Raw genomic sequence first — 21770 nt, forward strand, 5'->3', positions numbered from 1 at the left:
ATCCAAATCCCCATCTGCACTGCATTTCGCCAGTTTTCCCAACTTTCAAACTACCCATTTTCATGAATTTTGGCATGGTTTTGGCCTAAATCAGGTCGAAGTCCGAACACGGCGCAACCAAACATTTTAAACTTTTGAAAACCATACACATTTTATGAGTACAACCAATTATCCATCAGCTAGCCCCCAAAGTACGCCTCCAAAGAAGGATTCAAAAAATCTTATTATCGGCTTATTGGCTGTAGCTATCCTTGGTACATGGGGATATTTCCTGTGGGACAAAAACAAGTCTGATCAGCAAATCACTCAACTGAAAACTCAATACGTTGCAGTTGACTCTTCAAAGAATGAATTGCAAAAAAGTTTTGATGCAGCAGTTATCCGTCTCGATTCTCTGACTGGTCATAACAATGAACTGGAAGGAAAACTCAGCGAGCGTAACAGCGAAATTTCTAAACTGAAAGGTCAGATCGCTGCGAAACTGAAAAAAGACAGACTCTCTGAAAAAGAAAAAGGCGAACTGAGAAGCCAGATTCAGGAGTTGAACGACAAGATCAATAACCTGGAAGCAGAAGTAGCTCGTCTTACTCAGGAAAACCAAGTGTTGACTACTGAGAAAACAGCACTGACAGCTGACAAAGAAAAACTCACTACCGATCTCGCTACTACAACAACTCAGAAGCAAGATCTGGAAAAGAAAGTAGACATCGCTTCTACGCTCAATGCATCTAACATCAGCATCACTCCGATCAACGAAAAAAGCGGTGGTCGTGAAAAAGTAACTACAACCGCTAAGCGCGTAGACAAACTGGTGATCGCATTCGATGTAGACAACAGAATCGCACAATCAGGCAATACCGAAGTATATGTTAGCGTTACTGATCCGGAAGGAAAACCTGTAACAGTTGAAGCACTGGGATCAGGTACATTCACTACCCGTGAAGAAGGCGACAAATTCTACACTTTCAAAATGCCTGTTGATATCGAGACTGGCAAAAAGAAACACGTAGAGTTCCCATGGAAACAAAACAGCGCTTTCAAAACTGGTAACTACAAGATTGAAGTTTATCACAATGGCTTCAAAATTGGCGAAGGAACCCAGACTCTGAAGAAAGGCGGTCTGTTCAGCTAATCAATCGCGCTCTCTCATATTGCATTATAATAGTAGTTTGAAAAAAGTGCCCCGGTTTAGGCCGGGGCACTTTTTTTTATTTTTTCCCGGCCGGGTGCGGGGTATCAAGGCGCCGCCGAAAAACAGGCCAGGGAGGGGTTAACTGCGATGAGGCCTGGGAATGGAGGATGGGACAGTGGAATAAGGCCGGGGCTCTCGCCCAACCCGTTTTAAGTGCGGAGCCATGATACCCCGTCACCCGGCCTGCATGATGAGTACCGGCTTTACCGGGAGAAGAAGGAGGATGAGGAGGCTGAGGACGCCAGGCCGTGAGTTTTCCGGCGATCTCAGCGTTTTGCCAATGGAGAAGTAAGGCGAAATCAATGGGTGGCGGTTTAGATGCTGACTGAAACCAATGGAAATCCAATGAGAAACCAATGAAACAGTATTCAGATTCCTGTACTGAAATAGGATTGCACCTGCAGCAATTCACTACAGTAATGCCCTGATGGCCGCACGGCCTACATGCACAATGCGCGATGTGCCCGGCTTACGCCCTTCGTACTGAATGTTCAGCTCGAGGTTGTTGGAGAGACGTTTGGTGAGATCGAGCGTCCAGAGAAAGTTCTTGCCCGGCATTAATCCGTCTAAGAGAATGTAGGCTGCCGGCGAGTTTACGTTGGGATTGAGTTCTGTAGATTTGAAGTTGATATTGCTGTAAGTGAACTTACCATTGATGCTGGTGCTTTGCAGAATATTATACTTGATATCGGTGAGCAACGAATTCGATGAAGTGCTTTCCTTCGCTCCCTGTTCATTTTTGCGGCTCATGAATTTGTATCCTACCAGCCAGCGGAAATTGCTTCCGTTGATGAAGTTGATCGAAGGCTCAACAGATCGTTGCTGTATTTTGTAATTGCGGTTATCGAATTTTGCATTGGATGTCGATAACTGATTGATGCCGGTTCTTCCTGTTAATTCAAATAAAAGTCGTTTGGTGAGGTTGATGCGACCGCGGATACTCCATTCATCGAGTTTGCGGCTTTCGTATCCGTAGGTGAGTAAAGATTTGCTGTTGTTGCGGCTGTTGTTGATATCGAGCCCCCAGGCCGAGCTGAAACGGTTGAACGAAAATGTATTGATCAGAATCTGATTGAGTGTAATCAGCGACGTATCACCCAGCGGCGCTTTAAACGGATTGAGCTGCACCACTCCTTTTGCGATCTCTTTCTTGTTGAGCTGAAGCGATGATTGCAGATTGATGCGCGACAACAACTTTTTGAATCCTTTCGCCTTTGAAATATCCATCACTGCACGCGGATTCAGTGCAACCGTGTAGTTGATGGTATTGTAATTGGCTTTGATGAAATCGTTCGTAGGTGTGAGTATGCGAATATATTTTGCCTGATCCTGAAACCTGGCCACTTCAAATTCGTTGAGTTGCTGAATGCCGTCGTTGTTGTAATCGATCCAGGTGTATTCTCCCTGTCCGGCGGGCACTTCGAGGTATGCGAAATCGCGCTTCTGCTCCTGCCCCGATCCTACTTCGTAGAGCACACTTCCGATAGCCAGCCCCTTCCATTCGTTGAAGAGATATTCGGCTCTACCGAGCAGGCTCTTGTCTGCTTTCTGTGTTGTTACTTTATCGTTCAGTATCTGCAATATGCGGTAGGTTCCGTTGAAGCGGAACTGATGCCGTTCGTTCCTCAGCAACTCTGTAAATACATTCACGCTTTGTCCCCGATCGGAAGTCACCAGGTCTTTACCGAGCGGATACTGGTTGGTTCGCGTAGTGTAAATAACGCCCCATTGATTCGCCTTGCTGATATCCGATTTTATGGTTGCCGTAAAATTCTTGAAAGAGAAACTTTGCGGAGTAAGTGTGTCAGTTACTTTGTTTTTGATGGATGTGTGTTCGATGGCATAGTTCAAGCCAATCCAGTAGTTGTGCAGTTTTTTGAAAGTGCGGCTAACATCGAATGTAGGACGCAGGAATACTCCTTTTACATCTGTTGCATTTACATTGGAAAGCATCAATACGTTGTTGAACTTCCATCCTTTCAGATCCTGTGTGTGGTAAATGCTGTTGCGGATACCGGTAAAATCCCCTCCCCTGTTGTAATTGGTGAACTGATATTTGAGTGAATTGATTTTATTGTCGGTAATGGCGAGCCCGGCAGTGATGATGGATTCGTTGGCCGGAGTTGGAATGATCGGCAGACCCCAGTCGCGGCCGAACTCGATATTCCGCAGGCGTTCCAGCGGTTTGAATCTGCTCTCTACAAATTCGAAACCGGCATTGGAAGTGAGCGCCAGCCCATTCTTTCCGCGAAGCGGTATGGTGTTTTTGATGGATGCTTTCGCTGCATATCCTTTATCATCTGCCTTATCTTTTGAAGAGAATGTGTTTACGTTGTAATTGCTCATCGCAACTTCGGTATTCACTTCGGTGTTCTTGCTCACGGCATAATCTACTCCTAACGACATCACCTGTAATTTTTTCGGCGTTACCAGAAACACCGCGGCTTCGTATTGCCCCTGTGGTTGTCCGTTTACAGGTTGTACCCAGCGATATACTTTTCCATTCGCTCCGTTGAAATCGGGCAGGTAGTTTCCTTTGCCTTGCCCTACATCGATGAAGGAAAGCGAATATTTTGCACTGTCTTTATTGGTGGAATAAATGTAGATGGAATCTCTTCCGCCGGTGAAAACCGTGTCTACTTTTTTGTAAAGGATCTTTCCCACTGCGAATGTATCTATCGACGAATTCGGATAGAATGCACGCGTGATGCTGTCTCCAAGGTTATTGAGGAATTTCTTCTGTGCAGGATCCAGCGTTTGGTTGATGGGTGAACTCTTTGCATCTGCATTGTTGAAGAAGGCGAGTTTCACTTTCACTTTGTCTTTTATGCTCAGCTCATCGGCGAGATAGATATTCGAGTTGAGGTAATTGCGGTCGGCATATTCGAACTCTACCTGAATACGTTTGTCTTTGGTGATCATGCGGCGCGGCGTGAAAGTGATCTCGGCCGTATTGTAGTTGATCACGTAGTCCTGATCTTCGCCGCGTTGCAGCAATTCGCCATCGATGAACACCCGTTCGGTATTGGCGAGTACAATGAAGAAGAATTCGTTGTTCGCACCTTTCAGGCGGTAAGGTCCCTGATTGCCTTCGAGCGGTTCGAGTATATCGCGTGTGAATTTTCCTTTGGCGATAGATCCGCTCACCATCGCTTTATTGGTGATATTGCTGCTGATCTGCGAAGTGGTTTCGAACGCTATACCCTGCAATCGTTTGTAGAAACTGAGGAAGTAATTCTGCTGCTCGCGTATATCGATATCACCAAGACTCAGCGCCCAGTTGCGTTTTTTGAACTGCAGAAATATCTTATCGAATTCATTCAGTTGCTGTGTGGTTCCGTCTGGCTGAATGGGAATATTGTTATCGGTGATGGCAGCTGCTATTTCGATACTGTCTGCCAGATAACCGCTCAGCTGAAGGTTCAGGTTGCTGGTCACTACGGCATCCTGACTATTACCGAAGGAAATGGATCGTCCGAAACTACCGTTGTAATTGATATTGCCGAAGCTGAAGAAATTATCGGTTTGCTGTACGCCTGCAAAATTGGGCGAGTAAGCCTGACCGATAAAACGATTCATCACAGAATCGTATTCCATGCGATTCACTACAGCATTCATTCTTGTAGGGAACACGCGATAGCGGATATAAAGGCTGTCGAGAATAAATCTTCCGTGCCAGGTGAGTGTCGAATTGATGAAATCGATGGTGTAAGCAGAATCGGGTATACCCGCGATGTACACCGTGTTCGGGATGAGGCTCAGCGAATCGAGTTGCACTTTAGGTGTTCTTGTACTCACCTTTTTGGTGCGGAGATTCGATATGGGTCTGCCGGGTATTGGCTGCTGAGAATAGAGTTGCGATTGGCAGCAGGCCAATAACACAAACAGTATCAATATTCTCGCGGTCAACAATGTCGGCATTTGGACCCCGCAATATTAGCGTAAATTCAAACGGAGTATGTAAAAAGCGTAGAAAATTGGTATTTATTGTTTTGAGATAGCGGTCTCTCGTCCATTACGTGTTTTATATCGACAGTGCAGACTGGCAATTCTCATAATTGAAAAGGCCGGAATCCGGATAGGAGGCGATGTCTGTCCTCTCCGTTCTCCCGGCCTTTCCGGAGCAAGTGTACACTTCAATTATTTCATCTGCGACTTCACGTCGTTGTAAATAGCTCTTGCCTTCTTGGTAGGCAGATAGATCTGGAAGCCCAGTCCGAATGCCAGCTGGTTATTGGTAGTTGAGTTACCGAAACCAACAGTGAGATTGTATTTCAGCAATCCTTCCAAACTGATATTTGGTGTGAGGAAGTAAGCAACACCAGGACCAAAACCGATGCCCAATCCGTTGGTATTGGCATCAGAACCGCCCTTGATATGCACGTTGTTTCCGCTGATGCCCACGTTACCTTCCAGGAAGAAACGGCTCTGTTTCAGCAGCTGCACCTGTTTGTCGGCCAGGTAATAGCGGCCCAGAACACCTACGCCATAAGTGAATGTGGTAGATCCTTTGTTGGTACGAAGCCCGAGATCAACCATACCACCGATCGCCAGATTGTCTTCTACAAACCAGGCAGCTTTCGGATTGATGCTCAGGTTGAAAGTATTGTTATCCTTCTGGAAGTCTAAGCTCATCCCCATCAGGTTCGCTCCAATGAGAATATTACCCTTTTGAAGCTGGGCCTGGGCTCGATTTGCACTCAATGCCATAGCCATACAGCATATGAGCGCCGCGTAAGCGTGTTTCATGATGTAAAATTTAATTGGTTAGTAAAAAAAGTTTCGGCCGGCTTCGGGGGTCGATGATGGGTTTCGCCTACGCGTTTACGGGAGTTGGGGGAAATTTGCTGATCCTTTAAAAAAGGAGTGAATCAGGATCGTTAAGGCCAGAGATTAGCTGAGCAATATTTTACGAAATTAAATTATATATGTTAAAATCAATACATTTTCGCCCTATTTTCTAAAAAAGAAACCCTGAAAAGCATTGCTTTTCAGGGTTTATGGGGACCGGACTACTCAAAATCCGGATCATGAAATGTTTAAGCGAGGGCCAGTTTCTTCCTTGCCTTCTTGTCTTCGAGGAATTCGTCGAAGGTCATCAGCTTATCGATCGCTCCGTTCGGAGTGAGTTCGATGATGCGGTTACAAACCGTTTGCAGGAAGGTATGGTCATGCGAAGTGATCATCACAATACCTTTAAAGTTCTCCATGCTTTCGTTGAAAGCCTGGATAGATTCCAGATCGAGGTGGTTGGTTGGCTCATCGAGCAGCACCACATTAGGATCCTGCAGCATCATGCGGCTGAGCATGCAACGCACTTTCTCTCCTCCGCTGAGTACAGATGTTTGTTTCAGCACCTCGTCTCCGCTGAACAGCATCTTTCCGAGGAATCCACGCAGGAAGGGCTCATCCACATCAGTTACATGCGGTGGCACATATTGACGCAGCCAGTCCATCAGGTTCAGATCCTGTGTAAAATACTGTGAGTTATCGTTGGGCAGGTATGCTTTGGATACGGTGGTTCCCCACTCGATGGTTCCGCTGTCTGCCTGCTGTTCGTTATTGATGATCTCGAAGAAAGAAGTCACCGCCATCTGATCGTCGGCCACTACAGCGATCTTATCACCCTTGTTTACAGTGAAGCTGATATTGGCGAAGAGCGGTTTGCCTTCCACCGTTTTGCTGAGCTTCTCTACATTCAGGATCTGGTTGCCTACTTCGCGCAGTTGCTTGAAGATGATACCAGGATATTTTCTGTTTGAAGGAGTGATGTCTTCGATTACCAGTTTCTCCAGGGCTTTCTTACGTGAAGTAGCCTGTTTGGATTTCGAAGCGTTGGCGCTGAATCGGGCGATGAAGTCCATCAGGTCTTTACGCTTCTCTTCGGTCTTCTTGTTCTTATCGTTCTGCTGACGGGCTGCCAGCTGGCTGCTCTCGTACCAGAAAGTATAGTTACCGGTGTAGATCTTGATCTTCTGACGATCCACATCCGCTACGTGCGTACATACTGCATCGAGGAAGTGACGATCGTGCGATACCACAATCACGATGTTCTCATACTCTGCCAGGAAGTTTTCCAGCCAGGAGATGGTTACTACATCAAGGTTGTTGGTAGGCTCATCGAGGATGAGTACATCGGGGTTTCCGAAGAGCGCCTGTGCCAGCAGCACACGCACTTTCATAGCTCCGCTGATGTCTTTCATCAGGGTTTGATGCATGTCGTCCATCACACCCAGTTCGCTGAGCAGGCTGCCTGCATCGCTTTCGGCTGTGTATCCACCCATTTCTCCGAATTCTCCTTCGAGTTCACCCGCGCGGAGACCGTCTTCCTCGCTGAAATCAGCTTTGGCATAGATGGCATCACGCTCGTGCATTACGCTCCAGAGTTTTTTATGTCCCATGAGTACAGTATTGAGCACTGTAATTTCATCGAACTCGAAATGGTTTTGTTTCAGTACTGCCATCCGTTCGCCGGGAGTAATATCGATGGTGCCTTTGTTGGGCTCGATTTCTCCGGACAGTATTTTAAGGAAAGTAGATTTGCCGGCGCCATTGGCACCGATCACTCCATAGCAGTTTCCTTTGCTGAAGGAGAGATTCACTTCGTCGAACAATACACGTTTTCCGAACGAAAGGGTCACATTATTCACTGAGATCATACTGACTTCCTGATTTTTTTAGAGCCGCAAAGGTACGCATTAATTCCCTTCTGAACCAGTTAATTCACCTTGCCTTCGAGAGCGAGGTAAAAGGCGAACTGAAGGGCTTCGTCGCGGAGGGCTTCGAAACGTCCCGAAGCTCCGCCGTGACCCGCGTCCATATTGGTTTTGAAGAGCAGTACGTTGTTCCCTTTCTTCATCTGGCGCAATCTGGCCACCCATTTGGCTGGCTCGAAATATTGCACCTGACTGTCGTGCAGACCGGTGGTTACCAGCATGTTGGGATATTCAATCGCCGCTACGTTATCATAAGGTGAATAAGAACGCATGTAAGCATACTCCGCGCTGTCTGCGGGGTTGCCCCACTCTTTGTACTCGCTGGTGGTAAGGGGAATGCTTGCATCGGACATAGTAGTGATCACGTCCACAAATGGTACCTCGGCCACTACCCCATTGAAGAGTTTGGGTTCCATGTTCACCACAGCGCCCATCAATAAGCCTCCTGCGCTTCCGCCATTGGCATAAATGTGTCCGCTGCTGGTGTATTTCTGTTCAATCACATATTTGCCGCAATCGATGAAATCGGTGAATGTGTTTTTCTTTTTGAACATATGGCCATCTTCATACCACTGCCTTCCCATTTCCTGTCCGCCACGGATATGCGCTACTGCGTAGATGAATCCTCTGTCGAGCAATGAGAATATGTTGCGGTAGAATCCGGGGAACTGACTGAAACCATAAGAACCATAGCCATTCAGGAGGAAGCTGTTGCTGCCATTTTTCTCCATTCCCTTTTTGTACACGAGAGTGATAGGCACTTTCACGCCATCTCTCGCAACAGCCCAGATGCGCTCTGTTTCGTAATCGTCTTTTTTGTAGCCGATCACTTCGGTTTGTTTCTTCACTACCCTTTCCTTGGTGTCCATGTTATAATCGATCACCATGGATGGAGTGATCATCGAAGTATACGACAGGCGAAGTACATTGCTGTTGGCATCGGGGTTCGAGCCCAGTTGTGCAGTGTATACTTTTTCGTCGAAGCTGATGTATTCATCCTTGCTGGTTTTCTGATTTATCACACGAACCTGACGCATGGCATCTTTCACTTCAGAAAGCACCAGATGATCTTTGAAATTGGTGAAGCTGGCAATGAACACGTCTTTGCGTGCAGGGATCAGCTCCTGCCAGTTGGCTTTGCCGGTTTTGCCGGGAAGGGCCGTCATCAGTTTGTAGTTAGGTGCATCCCAATCTGTGAGGATATAGAATTTGCCATCATCTGCATGATCGATGTCGTAGATGAAATTCTCTTTCCTTGGCTCAAACACAGTGAAGGCGCCGGTTGGCGTGGATGCATCGAGTATTCTGTATTCGGAAGAAACCTGATTCTTCGCCGAGTTGATGGTAAGATATTTTCTGCTGCGTGTGCGGCCGATGCCGAGATCGAAAGTGTTGTCCTTCTCTTCGTACACCTTCACATCGTTTTTAGGATCGGAGCCGAGCTCATGACGATACACGGCGTATCCCAGCAACGTTACAGTATCCTGCAGAATATAGAACATGGTTTTGTTGTCGGCAGCCCACATGATGGAGCCTCCTTCCACATTCGGAATTTTTTCGGGATAGATCTCTCCTGTTTTCAGGTTCTTGATCTGCAGATTGTAAAGACGGCGGCTCACCGGATCGGTGGTGAAGGCTGCCAATTCATCGTTATCGCTGATCTCGATAGTTCCGATGGAGAAGAATTTGAATCCTTCGGCCATCTTGTTCTGATCGAACATCACTTCTTCGGGAGCGTCGAGACTTCCTTTTTTGCGGCAGAAAACGGGATAGTCCTTCCCTTCTTCAAAACGGTTGTAGTAATAATAACCGTGATCGAGGGTTGGAACCGATTCGTCTTTCTCCTTGATGCGGGCTTTCATTTCCTGAAAGAGTTCTTCCTGCAATTTCTTCGTGCCGGCCATCATCGTATCTACATAAGCATTTTCAGCTTTGAGATAATCGATCACTTTGGGATTTTCTCTTTCATTGAGCCAGTACCAGGGATCTGAGCGCTTGTCGCCATGCGCTGTAAATTCTTTAGGCTTTTCTTCTGCTACCGGAGTAGCAATATTGGCTGGCCAATCGTATGGTTTCTGCATGTTTGAGGGAGTTTGATTACAACCGGCTGCGAGCAGGGTCATAAACAAGAGTTTCCTTGTATGATTCATGTTGCTGTGATTTGGAACGAACGGAAATTACAAATTCCGTGCTGCTTGTTTCGTCCATTCATCACAGGTTATTAAAATTAATGGGAAATGGGTAATATGCGTTACCCGGTGATTTCTCCCAGTAAACCGGGAATATCGAGCGGTTCGGTCACCATTTGAAGATGCCCGTTAGCATCGAGGGGCCATTGATCCTGTGGTTTGTCCCAATACAGTTCTACGCCGTTGCCATCAGGATCGTCGAGGTAGATGGCTTCGGACACGCCATGGTCAGAAGCGCCGGTGAGCGGGTATTTGGCATCGATCAGCCGTTGCAGAATAACCGCCAGATCTTTTCTTGTGGGATAGAGAATGGCCGTATGGAAAAGTCCGGCTGCCCTGCGTGGCGCCGGTGGCATCCCCTTGCTGTACCAGGTGTTCAGTCCGATATGATGATGGTAACCTCCTGCCGAAATGAATACTGCCTGATCTCCGTACCGCTGCATGATCTCAAACCCCAGCAGCCCCTGATAAAACTCCAGCGCCTTATCGAGATCCGAAACCTTCAGATGCACATGCCCCATCTTCGTTTGTGCAGGAACGATATAGTTGCTCATATGAAATTTATTAATGGTTGTAAGGTACAATAAAAAGCCCTGAGGCATACTGCAGGTGCAGCATGCTTCAGGGCCTTGAAATCACCACCGGACTGATTAATCAGCCAGGTAACCTGCACGCTGATACTCGTAGTTGAGGCGTGCGATATTGGTGATGGAAATTTCTTTGGGACAAACCGCTTCGCAGGCGCCGGTATTGGTACAGCTGCCGAAACCTTCTTTATCCATCTGTGCCACCATGTTGATAGCACGCGATTTGCGCTCAGGATCTCCCTGTGGCAGCAATGCGAGATGGCTAACCTTGGCGCTGAGGAACAGCATGGCAGAACTGTTTTTGCAGGCTGCTACGCAGGCTCCGCAACCGATGCAGGCTGCATTGGCGAAGCTGAGGTCTGCTTTATCTTTTGCAATCAGAATGCTGTTGGCATCCTGAGGATTACCGGTATTTACCGAAATGTAACCGCCGGCCTGAACAATGCGGTCGAAAGCCATACGGTCTACCACCAGATCTTTGATCACGGGGAAGGCCTTTGCTCTCCATGGCTCTACAGTGATGGTATCGCCATCTTTGTAGGCACGCATGTGCAGCTGACAGGTTGTATTTGCTTGCCATGGTCCGTGCGGACGGCCATCGATATACATGGAGCACATACCGCAGATACCTTCGCGGCAATCGTGGTCGAAAGCGATAGGGTCTTTGCCTTCAGCGATCAGCCGCTCATTCAACACGTCAAACATTTCCAGGAACGACATCTCGGAAGAAATGTCTTTCACATCATAAGTTTCGAATGCGCCCTCATCGTTCGTGCTCTTCTGCCTCCACACTTTCAGTGTGAGATTCATATTATAATGTTCCATAGACGATAGATGTAGTAATTGTTATTTATAGCTACGCTGAGTTGGTTTAGCTACTTCGAATTTGAGATCTTCTTTATGCATCTGCCAGTTGTGATCGCCTTTGTATTCCCATGCTGCTACGTATGAGAAATTGGCATCGTCACGTTTTGCTTCCCCTTCTTCCGTCTGAGACTCTTCGCGGAAGTGACCACCACAGCTTTCGTTGCGGTTGAGGGCATCGATGCACATCAGTTCACCCAGTTCGAGGAAGTCGGCAACACGGTTGGCCTTATCCAGTTCGGGGTTCATTTCGTTGATGGCTCCGGGGATGCGGACATCGCTCCAGAACTCTTTCTTCAGCTGCTGAATCTGTGTGATGGCTTCCTGCAATCCTTTCGCATTGCGGGCCATACCACATTTATCCCACATGATCAGTCCAAGGCGTTTGTGGAAACTTTCCACCGTTTTGGTGCCCTTGATGTTCATGAGCTGATTGATGCGATCGCTCACAGATTTCTCTGCTTCTACAAATGCAGGGTGATCGAGAGAGATCGGTTTGGTAGCGATATCTGCTGCGAGATAGTTACCCATGGTATAAGGGATCACAAAGTATCCGTCTGCCAGACCCTGCATCAGCGCAGATGCACCGAGGCGGTTAGCACCGTGATCACTGAAGTTGGCCTCACCCAGACTGTACAGACCAGGCACGGTTGTCATCAGTTCATAATCCACCCAGAGACCGCCCATGGTATAGTGAACGGCAGGATAGATACGCATCGGTGTTTCGTAAGGGTTCTCTCCGGTGATCTTTTCGTACATATCGAAAAGGTTGCCGTATTTCTCTTTCACTACTGCCTTTCCGAGTTTGGTGATCTCTTCGGCAGATGCGTGCAGACCTTGTTTATTGGCTTCGATTTCTCCGTAACGCTGAATGGCGTTGGCGTAATCGAGGTATACCGCCTGTTTGGAAGTACCTACTCCGTAACCGGCATCGCAACGCTCTTTGGCAGCGCGGCTGGCCACGTCGCGGGGAACGAGGTTACCGAAGGCAGGGTATCTTCTTTCGAGATAATAATCCCTTTCTTCTTCTGGAATATCAACTGCTTTGCGGTTGTCGTCTTTTTTCTTTGGAACCCAGATGCGACCATCGTTACGCAAACTCTCAGACATGAGGGTGAGCTTCGATTGATGATCTCCACTCACCGGAATGCAGGTGGGGTGGATCTGAGTGAAACATGGATTGGCGAAGTAAGCTCCTTTCCTGTGCGCTTTCCAGGCGGCTGTTACATTGCTGCCCATGGCGTTGGTGGAAAGATAGAATACGTTGCCGTATCCGCCGGAACATAACAGTACGGCATGGCCGAAATGGCGTTCCAGCTTGCCGGTCACGAGATCACGGGCGATGATGCCGCGCGCTTTGCCATCGACCATTACGATCTCCAGCATTTCGTGACGGGAGTATTGTTTTACATTACCGAGGGCTACCTGACGCTCAAGCGCCTGATATGCACCTATGAGGAGCTGCTGACCGGTTTGACCGGCAGCATAGAAAGTTCTTTGTACCTGAGTACCACCGAATGAACGGTTGCTGAGCAGACCGCCATATTCACGGGCAAAGGGAACACCCTGTGCCACGCACTGATCGATGATATTGCCACTCACTTCCGCCAGACGGTGAACGTTGCCTTCGCGTGCGCGGTAGTCACCACCTTTGATGGTATCATAAAAAAGACGGAACACTGAGTCGCCGTCGTTCTGATAGTTCTTGGCAGCATTGATACCGCCCTGCGCTGCGATACTGTGTGCGCGGCGGGGAGAATCCTGAAAGCAGAAAGCCTTCACTTTATAGCCAAGCTCACCCAGTGCTGCGGCAGCAGAAGCGCCGGCCAGACCGGTTCCGATAACAATGATTTCCAGCTTACGTTTATTGGCCGGATTCACCAGATTGCAATGGCCTTTGTAATAAGTCCATTTCTGGTCTAAAGGGCCGGCAGGAATTTTTGCATCTAACATATAACCAGTTTATGGTTTGCGTTTATGAAGTCACTGATACTACGCTCAATAATTAGTTGTTGAGACCAACCCATCCCAAATGCATGCTGACAGGCATCAGCGCAAAAACAAGTGGAACGATGATGGAAAAACCGATTCCGATGCTGTTGAGCATTTTCAGGTAACGGTTATTATGAACACCGATGGTTCTGAAAGCACTCTGAAATCCGTGCAGCAGGTGATATGCAAGGGAAATGCATCCCAGTACATATATTACTACCAGCCATGGATTCTGGAAAGTTTCAGTCATTCTGAGGAAAAGATCGTGGTGTGAAGGATCATACCCTGCTTCAGGCAGGTTGTGCGCTACGCGGCTGTCCCACCAGAACTGAGATACGTGCAGTACCAGAAACAACAGCAACAGTGTACCCAGCAGGCCCATGCTGCGGCTGTACCATTTACTGCCTTTGTTGCCCATTTGAACTGCATATCCTTTTCCTCTGCGGGAGCGGTTCTGCACTTCGAGCATCAACCCCTGTACTATATGGAGTATGATACCAGCGAAGAGACCTACTTCAGCGATGCGGATCAGAACGGTGGCTCCCATGAAGTGAGCAGCCCTGTTGAACATTTCTCCATTTTCAGTGGGGTCAAAGAGGTCGGCAAAGATGCAGGCATTAATCCCTACGTGCACTACTAAAAAGCTGATGAGAAAGATACCGGTGAAAGCCATTACAAGTTTCTTGCCGATGGAAGACGTAAAGAGTTCAGACCATTTCATCTGAAAAAAATTTTGTTATTAAAGGTCGCACTGAATGGTTCGTAACCAGGTAACGGGAAGGTTTCGGCGTATGGTGGATGTGCATCACGCTCTGAAGAATAGAAAGTGATTGACCTTTTTCTGATACTGCTCATCCCGCCAAATGCCTGTCCTGCCTGCATCACCACCCCATGATCAATGTGGAAGAAAGCTCATGGGCAAGTGGTTACGTTTTACTGCTCAGACGCAAAAATAACGCAGTGAGGCCAGAAATCATATCACAATAAAAAATTTCCTGCCCACCGACTGAAATTATTAATTTATTAAAATGCATATCTTAGCCGCCTAAAACCAACCGAATGAAACAAGAAGAGGACTTTGACGCCAACCTGGCAGGCGAAGATGGCCAGGCCGAAGAGTCAAAGAGCAGTTGGTTCAAGAGGATTAAGAAAGGAATTCTGACCAGTACGGCAGAAAAAAAAGAAACCCCTGAAGGTCTCTGGAGCAAATGTCCCGAATGCGGATACATCTGCACCGTAACCGAACTCAGGGAAAGTCTTTTCGTTTGCCCCAAATGTGCGTATCATCACCGCATCGGCAGCACAGAATATTTTGAAATCCTGTTTGACGACAATCAATACGATGTATTGTTTGAAAATATCCGCTCGAAAGACTACCTCCAGTTCACCGACCTCAAGCCTTATGGCAAGAGATTGCAGGAGATCTGGGGAAAAACAGACCTGACCGATTCCATTCGTGTTGCACAAGGCAAGATCAAAAACCAGGACTTCATGATAGCCTGTATGGACTTCGAGTTCATCGGAGGCTCACTCGGAAGTGTAATGGGAGAAAGAATTGCCCGCGCAGCCGACGTTTGCATAGAACAGAAAATACCCCTGATGATCATCTGCAAATCGGGCGGAGCCCGGATGATGGAGAGCGCTTTCTCCCTCATGCAGCTGGCCAAAGTATCCGGAAAGCTGTCTCAGCTTACCGATGCACAGGTGCCTTATATCTCTTTCCTTACCGATCCGAGCTTCGGCGGTATCTCTGCTTCTTTCGGGATGCTGGGAGACCTCAACATCGCTGAACCCGGTGCCCTGATCGGCTTTGCCGGTCCGCGTGTGATCAAAGAAACCATCAAGAAAGACCTTCCCGAAGGTTTCCAGCGAAGCGAATTCCTGCTGGAACATGGTTTCCTCGATTTCATCGTTCCGAGAAAAGAACTGAAAGATAAACTGGCAACAGTACTGAGTTTATTCAAGAACTAACCGTTCAATACACGCAATACGAAATGTGAACGAGGAATGTCCGAACTTCGCATTTCGTATTTTGTTATCATCACATGACCGAGATCAGAAACAGATCAGCCTACCACGATTATTTCATCGAAGATCAATACGATGCAGGCATCGTATTGGCCGGCACCGAAGTGAAATCACTCCGCGAAGGCCGCGCCAGCTTCAATGACGCCTATTGCTTTTTCCACAAAGGTGAGCTCTGGATCAAGAGCCTTCACATAACGGAGTACAGCCATGGCACTTTCAATAACCACGTTCCCACGCAGGAACGCAAACTGCTGCTGCACAAAAAAGAACTGCGCAAGCTCGAAGCCAAAATAAAAGAGAAAGGCTACAGCATAGTTCCGCTGCGCATCTACTTCAACGAAAAAAATATGGCCAAGATGCAAATCGGCCTGGGCAAAGGAAAGAAACTGTACGATAAACGCGAGACCATCAAGCAACGCGACACCGACAGAGAGATGAAACGCTTTCTCAAATAATCGCTTCACCACTTTTCCAATAGCAGCACTAAGGCATTAAAAGAAGCAAGCCAGCAATTTGGCTTGATTTTTTCTGCCTATCTTCACGTATGTTCAAAAAACTATTCATCTGGACAATCGCGCTGCTGCTCTCCTACTCTACATGGGCACAGTCTGCATCAGGATCCTGGTACGGCAAAGCTGACGTGGTGCTTCAGGGCTCATTCAGCAACTACCTCACCGAGCTGATCATCCAGCAGAAGGGAAATGAAATAGAAGGCGTATTCGGCTACTATTTCAAAGACACGTACCAAAGCTTTTTCGTTCGCGGCAAATACAACAAAGAAACCCGCGAAGTAACTATTCCCAATCTTCCGATGCTGCTCTATGCATCCACTGCCCGCAATGGCATCGAATGCCCCATGACCTTTATCGGCAAACTGCTGGTGAGTCAGGCACAGAGCACCATGAACGGCAGCTTCTACCCCAACGACAAATACAAATACACCTGTCCGGAACTGAAAGTGAATTTCACTATGGACAGAACCGAAGGCACCGCCACTGCAGTGCTTCGCAATATGGCCGTAGGCCAGCGTTTCTGGAAACCACAGGAAGAAGATCATGTGGTGGAAGCAGAAAAGAAAGCAGAGCCGGTAAAAGAAGCCATTGCAAAAACTGAAACTCCGGAGAAGAAAGAAGAAGTGATTGTTAAAGTGGAAACACCCGTAAAAAAAGCGGAGGAAGTAATTGCGAAGACCGAACCTCCAACCGCCGCCCAGCGTCAGGCAGAACTGATCCGCGAAGGCGAGGCAGCCAAAAAAGAAGCGGAAGTTGCAGCCAAAGAAGCCGCAGCTGAAAAGAAAACAATCCCTTCTACAAGCATACAGGTACCCGTTGGCGTTAGCAAATCCATCTCTCCTGCCGAGAATAACGGTGTTAAAGTAACACCTGTTGAACAGAAGATCGCCGACGCCTACAAAAAGAGAAAGAATATCTACAATAAGGATATCGAAGTGGAAAGCGATTCTATCCGCATCACCTTCTACGATAATGGTGATATCGATGGAGACACCATCTCGGTATTCCTCAACGGAGAACCGGTGCTCACCAATCAGATGATCACAGACCGCGGCACAAACATCTATGTGAAACTGGATGAAGTGAAGTCTGTAAATGAGATCAGCATGTTTGCTCAGAATCTCGGCAAATTCCCGCCCAACACGGCTTTGATGGTGGTAACCGACGGCAATACCCGCTACGAAGTTTATCTCAGCAGCAGCCTTACTCAGAATGCCACCGTTCGCCTGGTGCGAAAGAAAAGGGACAGCGATCACCGGCTAAAACTGCGATAACATACCCGCTTAAATTATGAAAAGCCTCCAGCGAAGACCATGCTGAAGGCTTTTTCAATTTAACCAACCATATTCAACCGAAAAAAAATTAGTCAGGCATACGCGGCTACTGAGCCTCATATACAGAGAGCCTGCCTCCGGGCGCTTCGAACTGTATATTCAATGTACTCGTTTCCTCATCAGGAACAGGCCTTGCCATGAGAAAGAGCAGCTGTGAATCCTCTTCTGAACAAACCAATATTTCTTCGTTCTCTTTCTCAAACAAAACAAGCTGATGCTCTTCGATGGAATCGAGATGTATATTCACTCTTCCTTTGATCACGTACAACATGGTGCTGTATCCTTCAACTGCAGTGAACTGCACTCTCCTGCCCTTTTCAATGGCTCCGATAATGGATACTAAAGCGGGATCAGTTTCCAAAGGGGACAAACTATCTTCATAACTTCCGGTGATCAGTTTCAGTTCCACTCCGCGCTGTTTGAGTACACAGGGCAGATTCACTTCATCGGAAGATAAAAGCATTCTTTCTTTCAAACCCTTGCAGCTGCTGCCTTTCAGCAGAAGATGGAGGGTTTCTTTGCAGCATTTTTCTTTGCTGGTACAATCCGGCAGTTTGTGCTGCAACAGCGTGAAAGGATTTACAGGCCCGATTTCCGTATTCGGAAATACATTCAGCACAGTATCATTTTCGTTGGCCTGTTCTTCCTTTGCCGGTACCACATACCTTATCAGTTTTTTCATCTTTCACGTGTATTAGTCTTCTGCTGAATACCTGATAAGATCCGGGAGACTTATTGTTTGATCAATTGAAGCTCGCCGAATATCTTAACTTCTTCACCCAGCATCACACCACCGGTTTCGAGAGCAGCATTGAAGCTAACGCCCCAGTCTTTTCTATTGATCTTTCCAGAGAAAGAGAATCCGGCTTTTGTATTGCCATATGGGTCTTTAACGATGTCGGAATATTCAACCACCAATTTAACGGGTTTGGTAGCTCCTTTGATAGTGAGGTCTCCGAACAGTTCGAACACATCATCGTCTACTTTTTTGATTTCGGTAGATTTGAAGCGCATTTTGGGGAACTTCTCCGTTTCGAAGAAATCGCTGTTAAGCAGGTGACTATCGCGCTGTTCGTTATTGGTATTGATAGAAGCTACTTCAACTTCAGCATCGATTTTAGCTGTAGTGAAATTGTGTCCATCTACATCAGCGGTAACATTGAATTGGGTAAAATATCCGGTAACGTTGGTGATCATCAGGTGCTTGATCTTGAAACCAAGCTCACTGTGCATTGCGTCTAAAGTCCAGGTTGTCTTAGTTGCGGGGGTTGTTGTTGTAGTATTCATACTGGTAAATTTGTTTTTGTTTTAAATGATGAAACAAAATTACCATGCAACGTGGCCCTGCACCAATAACCCAGGTTAAGCGAAGTTCTTAATCTAGATTAAGAATGCCTTTATTTGGGGCGGGGACTGCTGAGCATCTTGCTCAGAAACTCAGGCGTAACGCCGATATAGCTTGCAATCTGCTTTTGGGGGAGTATTTCGATGAGGCTCGGATAGAGCGCGCAGAAACTATCGTATCGTTCCAGAGCGGTATTGCTGAGATTGCCTATCATGCGCTGCTGGAATGCAGCAAGGGATCTTTCGGAGATGATGCGAAAATAGCGTTCTACTTTAGGCAATTCGTTGTACACTTTTTCCTGATCGGCGCGTGCGATGATCAGCATTTCACTGTCATAGATGGCATCGGCATTGAGAATGCCGGGAGTGCCGTTGAGTGCGCTATGCATATCGCCTACCCACCATCCGGCAGGGCCGAATTGCAGCACATGCTCAAACCCGTTCTTATCGATGCTGTAACAGCGGAGACAACCGGAAAGTACAAAACATCCGTTCTTATGTACTTCGCCTTCCTGAAAAAGAAAATGCTTTTTCTTGATCTTCTTTGGTTTGAAGTAGGAAAGCAGCAGTTCCTGCTCATTGGGATCGAGCTGAACGTATCTCTGGATGTTATCGATTAGAAGTTGCTGACTCATGCGTGGCAAAACTAGGTAAAGATCGGGAAATGCGAAGCATCATTTCGCATTGGTCTGTTTTGCCGGGATGGAGTGGGATAATGATAAAAAAACCGGCTGCCTTTCAGCAACCGGTCTGGTTATTACTGCTTCGATAATGAATCAACATGACCGTTAAGCCGCTACTCTTCCAGCAACTGTTTTATTCCTGCAATCAGCTCCTTCACTTTCTCCTCTTTGGTAGCATCATAGAATCCGCGTATGCGACGTTTCTTATCGAGCAATGCCACATATTCTGTATGAATGAAATCGTCCGCAATATTCGTCGGAGGATCTTCCACTGCCAGCAGATAATCGATCCGTGCAGCCTTGTACAATTTTTCTTTATCGCCTGTGAGGAACTGCCATACAGGCCCCTCTGCATGCATCTTTTGCGCATATGCATTCAATACCTGCACTGTATCGTTTTCGGGATTTACGGTATGCGAAAGAATGCACACGTCTTTCCGGTCTTTGAATGTTTCGTACACCACACCAAGGTTCTTGTTCATCACTTTGCAGATACCCGGACAGGTGGTGAAGAAATACTCCACAACCGTTACCTTGCCTGCAACATCCTTCTGCGTAATCGTTTGTCCATATTGATTCACAAAAGAGAATGCACCGGGTTCATGATCCGGTGGACCGGGAAAAGGCAATTCAGTTTTTCTGCCGAAAAGAGAGCCTGCCAAAAATATGATGGCTGTTACTGTGATTCCCACTACCAGCAGTATGGCAATCTTACCAAATTTTGTAACCATAGTTGCACTGTTTGATTTTACAACAAAAATGAAATATGCACCATCGCCCTGCTGTTGGCTTTTACAAAACCTCCTGCAAGATCCTGCGACAAGGGATGCTGAAACCCTGCGCCGATGGCAAATTTAGCGAAAGCCGCTTCCAGTCCGGCTGTTCCGAGCAATAGATTTCCGCCGGAGACGTCTGTACTGAATCCGGCATCCTTATCGTGTTCAGCAGTTTCGTACAATACTCCCGCATTCGGCGACAACGTGAATGCATTCAATATTCTGAATTTGTAATAAGCCTGCATGCTTGCACTGAGCCTGTTGCCATAGCGATAGTCGTCGCTGTTTGCTGTATTGATCTTGTAGCTCGCAGCAGCATTGATGCCTGCATCCTGAATGCGCAGATCGTACATCGCATTTACGGTGAAATCAGTGCTTCCCGTGCCCAGCTGAAAAAGATTCGCGTCCGGCGCAGACTGATCTTTTGCAGGTGATTCATATTTCCCAGTGGGCAGTTTCAGACCCGCTCCCAGCCAGAGAGCATGCACCATAAGGTTTGAACCGATGGTTTTTCGCTGATCGAATAATTTGTAGAATCCCTGCACGCCCATATCTCCCAATCCGGTTTTCGATGCAGTCGTCTCCTGACTTTTCTTTTCATTGAAGTTTACGGGGATATAGCCCATCACTCTGAATTTCCTGCTGATATTCCATCCACCCCAAACCTCCGCTGTGTGAAATGTTTCGCGGGTGGTGAGGTAGGATGTTTGTCCACCTGCACCGATATGCGTTTTCAAAGAATTGTATCTGTAACGGATGCCAATGATCTTTTTATTGAATTCAGGAAGTATGCCGATATAGTAGCTGCCGACCCCGCAGCCACAGATATCGCAGGCAAATACGGGCGCAGTTAGCAGCAGCAGCATTGCTGCAAGTAAGTGTTTCTTCATATTACTTCGTTGAATGATGAATGGTAAAGGGCAGGCTTACCTTTATTTTCTCCCATTGCAGGTTGATCAACCCTTTGTTACTGCTTAATTCTTCAACGGCATAGATCAGTCTGGGAGTGAGAGCAACAGCCTGTGGTTTTACTTTGATGCGCACCACATCCTGCGCAGCATCATAATCATCCGTCAGATGCTGTTCATAGTTTTTGTTCAGAATCAGCACCCAGTACGTTTTTCCGGGGATGGCAAAGAATGCGTAAGTACCGGCAGGAATGGTTTTTCCTTCCACTTCGATATCTCCGTTGATGTTTACAGAAGTGGCTTTATGCGCACCGGCTACCCAAACCTGATCGTATGGCACCAGGCCACCCCAGATGGTTCGCCCTTTTACACCGGGAGAACTGTAAGTGATATGCACATGCACATCACCCACATTACTCATGGATATTTTACGCGGACTGCCTTTCAGCGTATCCTCTTTTATTTCGCCACTGTTCACCTGATCTACGTATTTCGAAGAACCGCCGCTGCTTTTCATATGGCCGCTATGCGGATCCGGCGCTGCTTGCTTCTGTTCAACTTTTTTCTGTTCGGTTTGCTCACCACAGCCACAGGCGAGCAACAAAATGTACAACCACAGGCTTGTTCTCATCATTGAAAATTTAG

General features: G+C 47.2%; 18 protein-coding genes. 4 read left to right on the plus strand and 14 right to left on the minus strand.

Features of this window, described 5'->3' with window-relative positions; translation table 11 throughout:
* The first annotated feature begins 154 nt into the window (after nucleotides 1-154).
* On the plus strand, nucleotides 155-1132 hold the full coding sequence (locus tag HHL16_RS13755) for a hypothetical protein (RefSeq protein ID WP_169425769.1): 978 nt from the start codon (nucleotides 155-157) through the stop codon (nucleotides 1130-1132).
* 471 nt (nucleotides 1133-1603) lie between these two features.
* Here the strand turns inward: HHL16_RS13755 and HHL16_RS13760 are convergent, their stop codons facing one another.
* From HHL16_RS13760 to HHL16_RS13795, 8 genes are all read right to left on the minus strand, one after another.
* Nucleotides 1604-5101: a hypothetical protein gene (locus HHL16_RS13760; protein ID WP_240966140.1), complete on the minus strand. Its 3498-nt coding sequence runs from the start codon at nucleotides 5099-5101 to the stop codon at nucleotides 1604-1606.
* 231 nt (nucleotides 5102-5332) lie between these two features.
* The gene (locus HHL16_RS13765) at nucleotides 5333-5941 is read right to left on the minus strand and encodes an outer membrane beta-barrel protein (RefSeq protein WP_169425770.1); all 609 of its coding nucleotides are present in this window, start codon (nucleotides 5939-5941) and stop codon (nucleotides 5333-5335) included.
* A gap of 290 nt (nucleotides 5942-6231) precedes the next feature.
* Nucleotides 6232-7851 carry an ATP-binding cassette domain-containing protein gene (locus HHL16_RS13770; protein ID WP_169425771.1) on the minus strand — a complete coding sequence of 540 codons (1620 nt, stop codon included), beginning with the start codon at nucleotides 7849-7851 and terminating at the stop codon, nucleotides 6232-6234.
* Nucleotides 7852-7910: 59 nt separating this feature from the next.
* On the minus strand, nucleotides 7911-9989 hold the full coding sequence (locus tag HHL16_RS13775; RefSeq protein ID WP_206022417.1) for a S9 family peptidase: 2079 nt from the start codon (nucleotides 9987-9989) through the stop codon (nucleotides 7911-7913).
* Between the two features lie 170 nt (nucleotides 9990-10159).
* Nucleotides 10160-10651, minus strand: a complete 492-nt coding sequence (locus HHL16_RS13780; RefSeq protein WP_169425773.1) for a VOC family protein — start codon at nucleotides 10649-10651, stop codon at nucleotides 10160-10162.
* Nucleotides 10652-10747: 96 nt separating this feature from the next.
* Nucleotides 10748-11509: a succinate dehydrogenase/fumarate reductase iron-sulfur subunit gene (locus tag HHL16_RS13785; RefSeq protein ID WP_169425774.1), complete on the minus strand. Its 762-nt coding sequence runs from the start codon at nucleotides 11507-11509 to the stop codon at nucleotides 10748-10750.
* Between the two features lie 21 nt (nucleotides 11510-11530).
* Nucleotides 11531-13501: a fumarate reductase/succinate dehydrogenase flavoprotein subunit gene (locus HHL16_RS13790; protein WP_169425775.1), complete on the minus strand. Its 1971-nt coding sequence runs from the start codon at nucleotides 13499-13501 to the stop codon at nucleotides 11531-11533.
* A 52-nt stretch (nucleotides 13502-13553) separates the two neighbouring features.
* Complete coding sequence (locus HHL16_RS13795; protein WP_169425776.1) at nucleotides 13554-14261, minus strand: succinate dehydrogenase cytochrome b subunit; 708 nt, start codon at nucleotides 14259-14261, stop codon at nucleotides 13554-13556.
* A 338-nt stretch (nucleotides 14262-14599) separates the two neighbouring features.
* Here HHL16_RS13795 and accD point away from each other — a divergent pair, with 338 nt between their 5' ends.
* From accD to HHL16_RS13810, 3 genes are all read left to right on the plus strand, one after another.
* The gene (accD, locus tag HHL16_RS13800) at nucleotides 14600-15511 is read left to right on the plus strand and encodes an acetyl-CoA carboxylase, carboxyltransferase subunit beta (RefSeq protein WP_169425777.1); all 912 of its coding nucleotides are present in this window, start codon (nucleotides 14600-14602) and stop codon (nucleotides 15509-15511) included.
* Between the two features lie 74 nt (nucleotides 15512-15585).
* A complete protein-coding gene (smpB, locus tag HHL16_RS13805) occupies nucleotides 15586-16023 on the plus strand; it encodes an SsrA-binding protein SmpB (RefSeq protein WP_169425778.1) in 438 nt (145 codons plus the stop codon).
* A gap of 89 nt (nucleotides 16024-16112) precedes the next feature.
* Nucleotides 16113-17354, plus strand: coding sequence for a hypothetical protein (locus tag HHL16_RS13810; protein ID WP_169425779.1), 1242 nt, complete (start codon nucleotides 16113-16115; stop codon nucleotides 17352-17354).
* A gap of 106 nt (nucleotides 17355-17460) precedes the next feature.
* On the opposite strand, the gene HHL16_RS13815 is transcribed toward HHL16_RS13810, so the two are convergent.
* The 6 genes from HHL16_RS13815 to HHL16_RS13840 all read right to left on the minus strand — a co-directional run bounded on the left by HHL16_RS13815 (nucleotide 17461) and on the right by HHL16_RS13840 (nucleotide 21756).
* The gene (locus HHL16_RS13815) at nucleotides 17461-18096 is read right to left on the minus strand and encodes a pirin-like C-terminal cupin domain-containing protein (protein WP_169425780.1); all 636 of its coding nucleotides are present in this window, start codon (nucleotides 18094-18096) and stop codon (nucleotides 17461-17463) included.
* Between the two features lie 50 nt (nucleotides 18097-18146).
* Entirely contained in the window at nucleotides 18147-18701 is a 555-nt protein-coding gene (locus tag HHL16_RS13820; protein ID WP_169425781.1) for a YceI family protein, read from the minus strand.
* Nucleotides 18702-18811: 110 nt separating this feature from the next.
* Nucleotides 18812-19393, minus strand: coding sequence for a Crp/Fnr family transcriptional regulator (locus HHL16_RS13825; protein ID WP_169425782.1), 582 nt, complete (start codon nucleotides 19391-19393; stop codon nucleotides 18812-18814).
* Between the two features lie 161 nt (nucleotides 19394-19554).
* Nucleotides 19555-20172 carry an SCO family protein gene (locus HHL16_RS13830; RefSeq protein ID WP_169425783.1) on the minus strand — a complete coding sequence of 206 codons (618 nt, stop codon included), beginning with the start codon at nucleotides 20170-20172 and terminating at the stop codon, nucleotides 19555-19557.
* 17 nt (nucleotides 20173-20189) lie between these two features.
* Nucleotides 20190-21107, minus strand: coding sequence for a transporter (locus tag HHL16_RS13835; RefSeq protein WP_169425784.1), 918 nt, complete (start codon nucleotides 21105-21107; stop codon nucleotides 20190-20192).
* 1 nt (nucleotide 21108) lies between these two features.
* Nucleotides 21109-21756, minus strand: a complete 648-nt coding sequence (locus HHL16_RS13840; RefSeq protein ID WP_169425785.1) for a DUF2911 domain-containing protein — start codon at nucleotides 21754-21756, stop codon at nucleotides 21109-21111.
* Nucleotides 21757-21770: the final 14 nt, after the last annotated feature.

This window comes from Pseudoflavitalea sp. G-6-1-2 (assembly GCF_012927185.1).
Taxonomy (GTDB): Bacteria; Bacteroidota; Bacteroidia; order Chitinophagales; family Chitinophagaceae; genus Pseudobacter.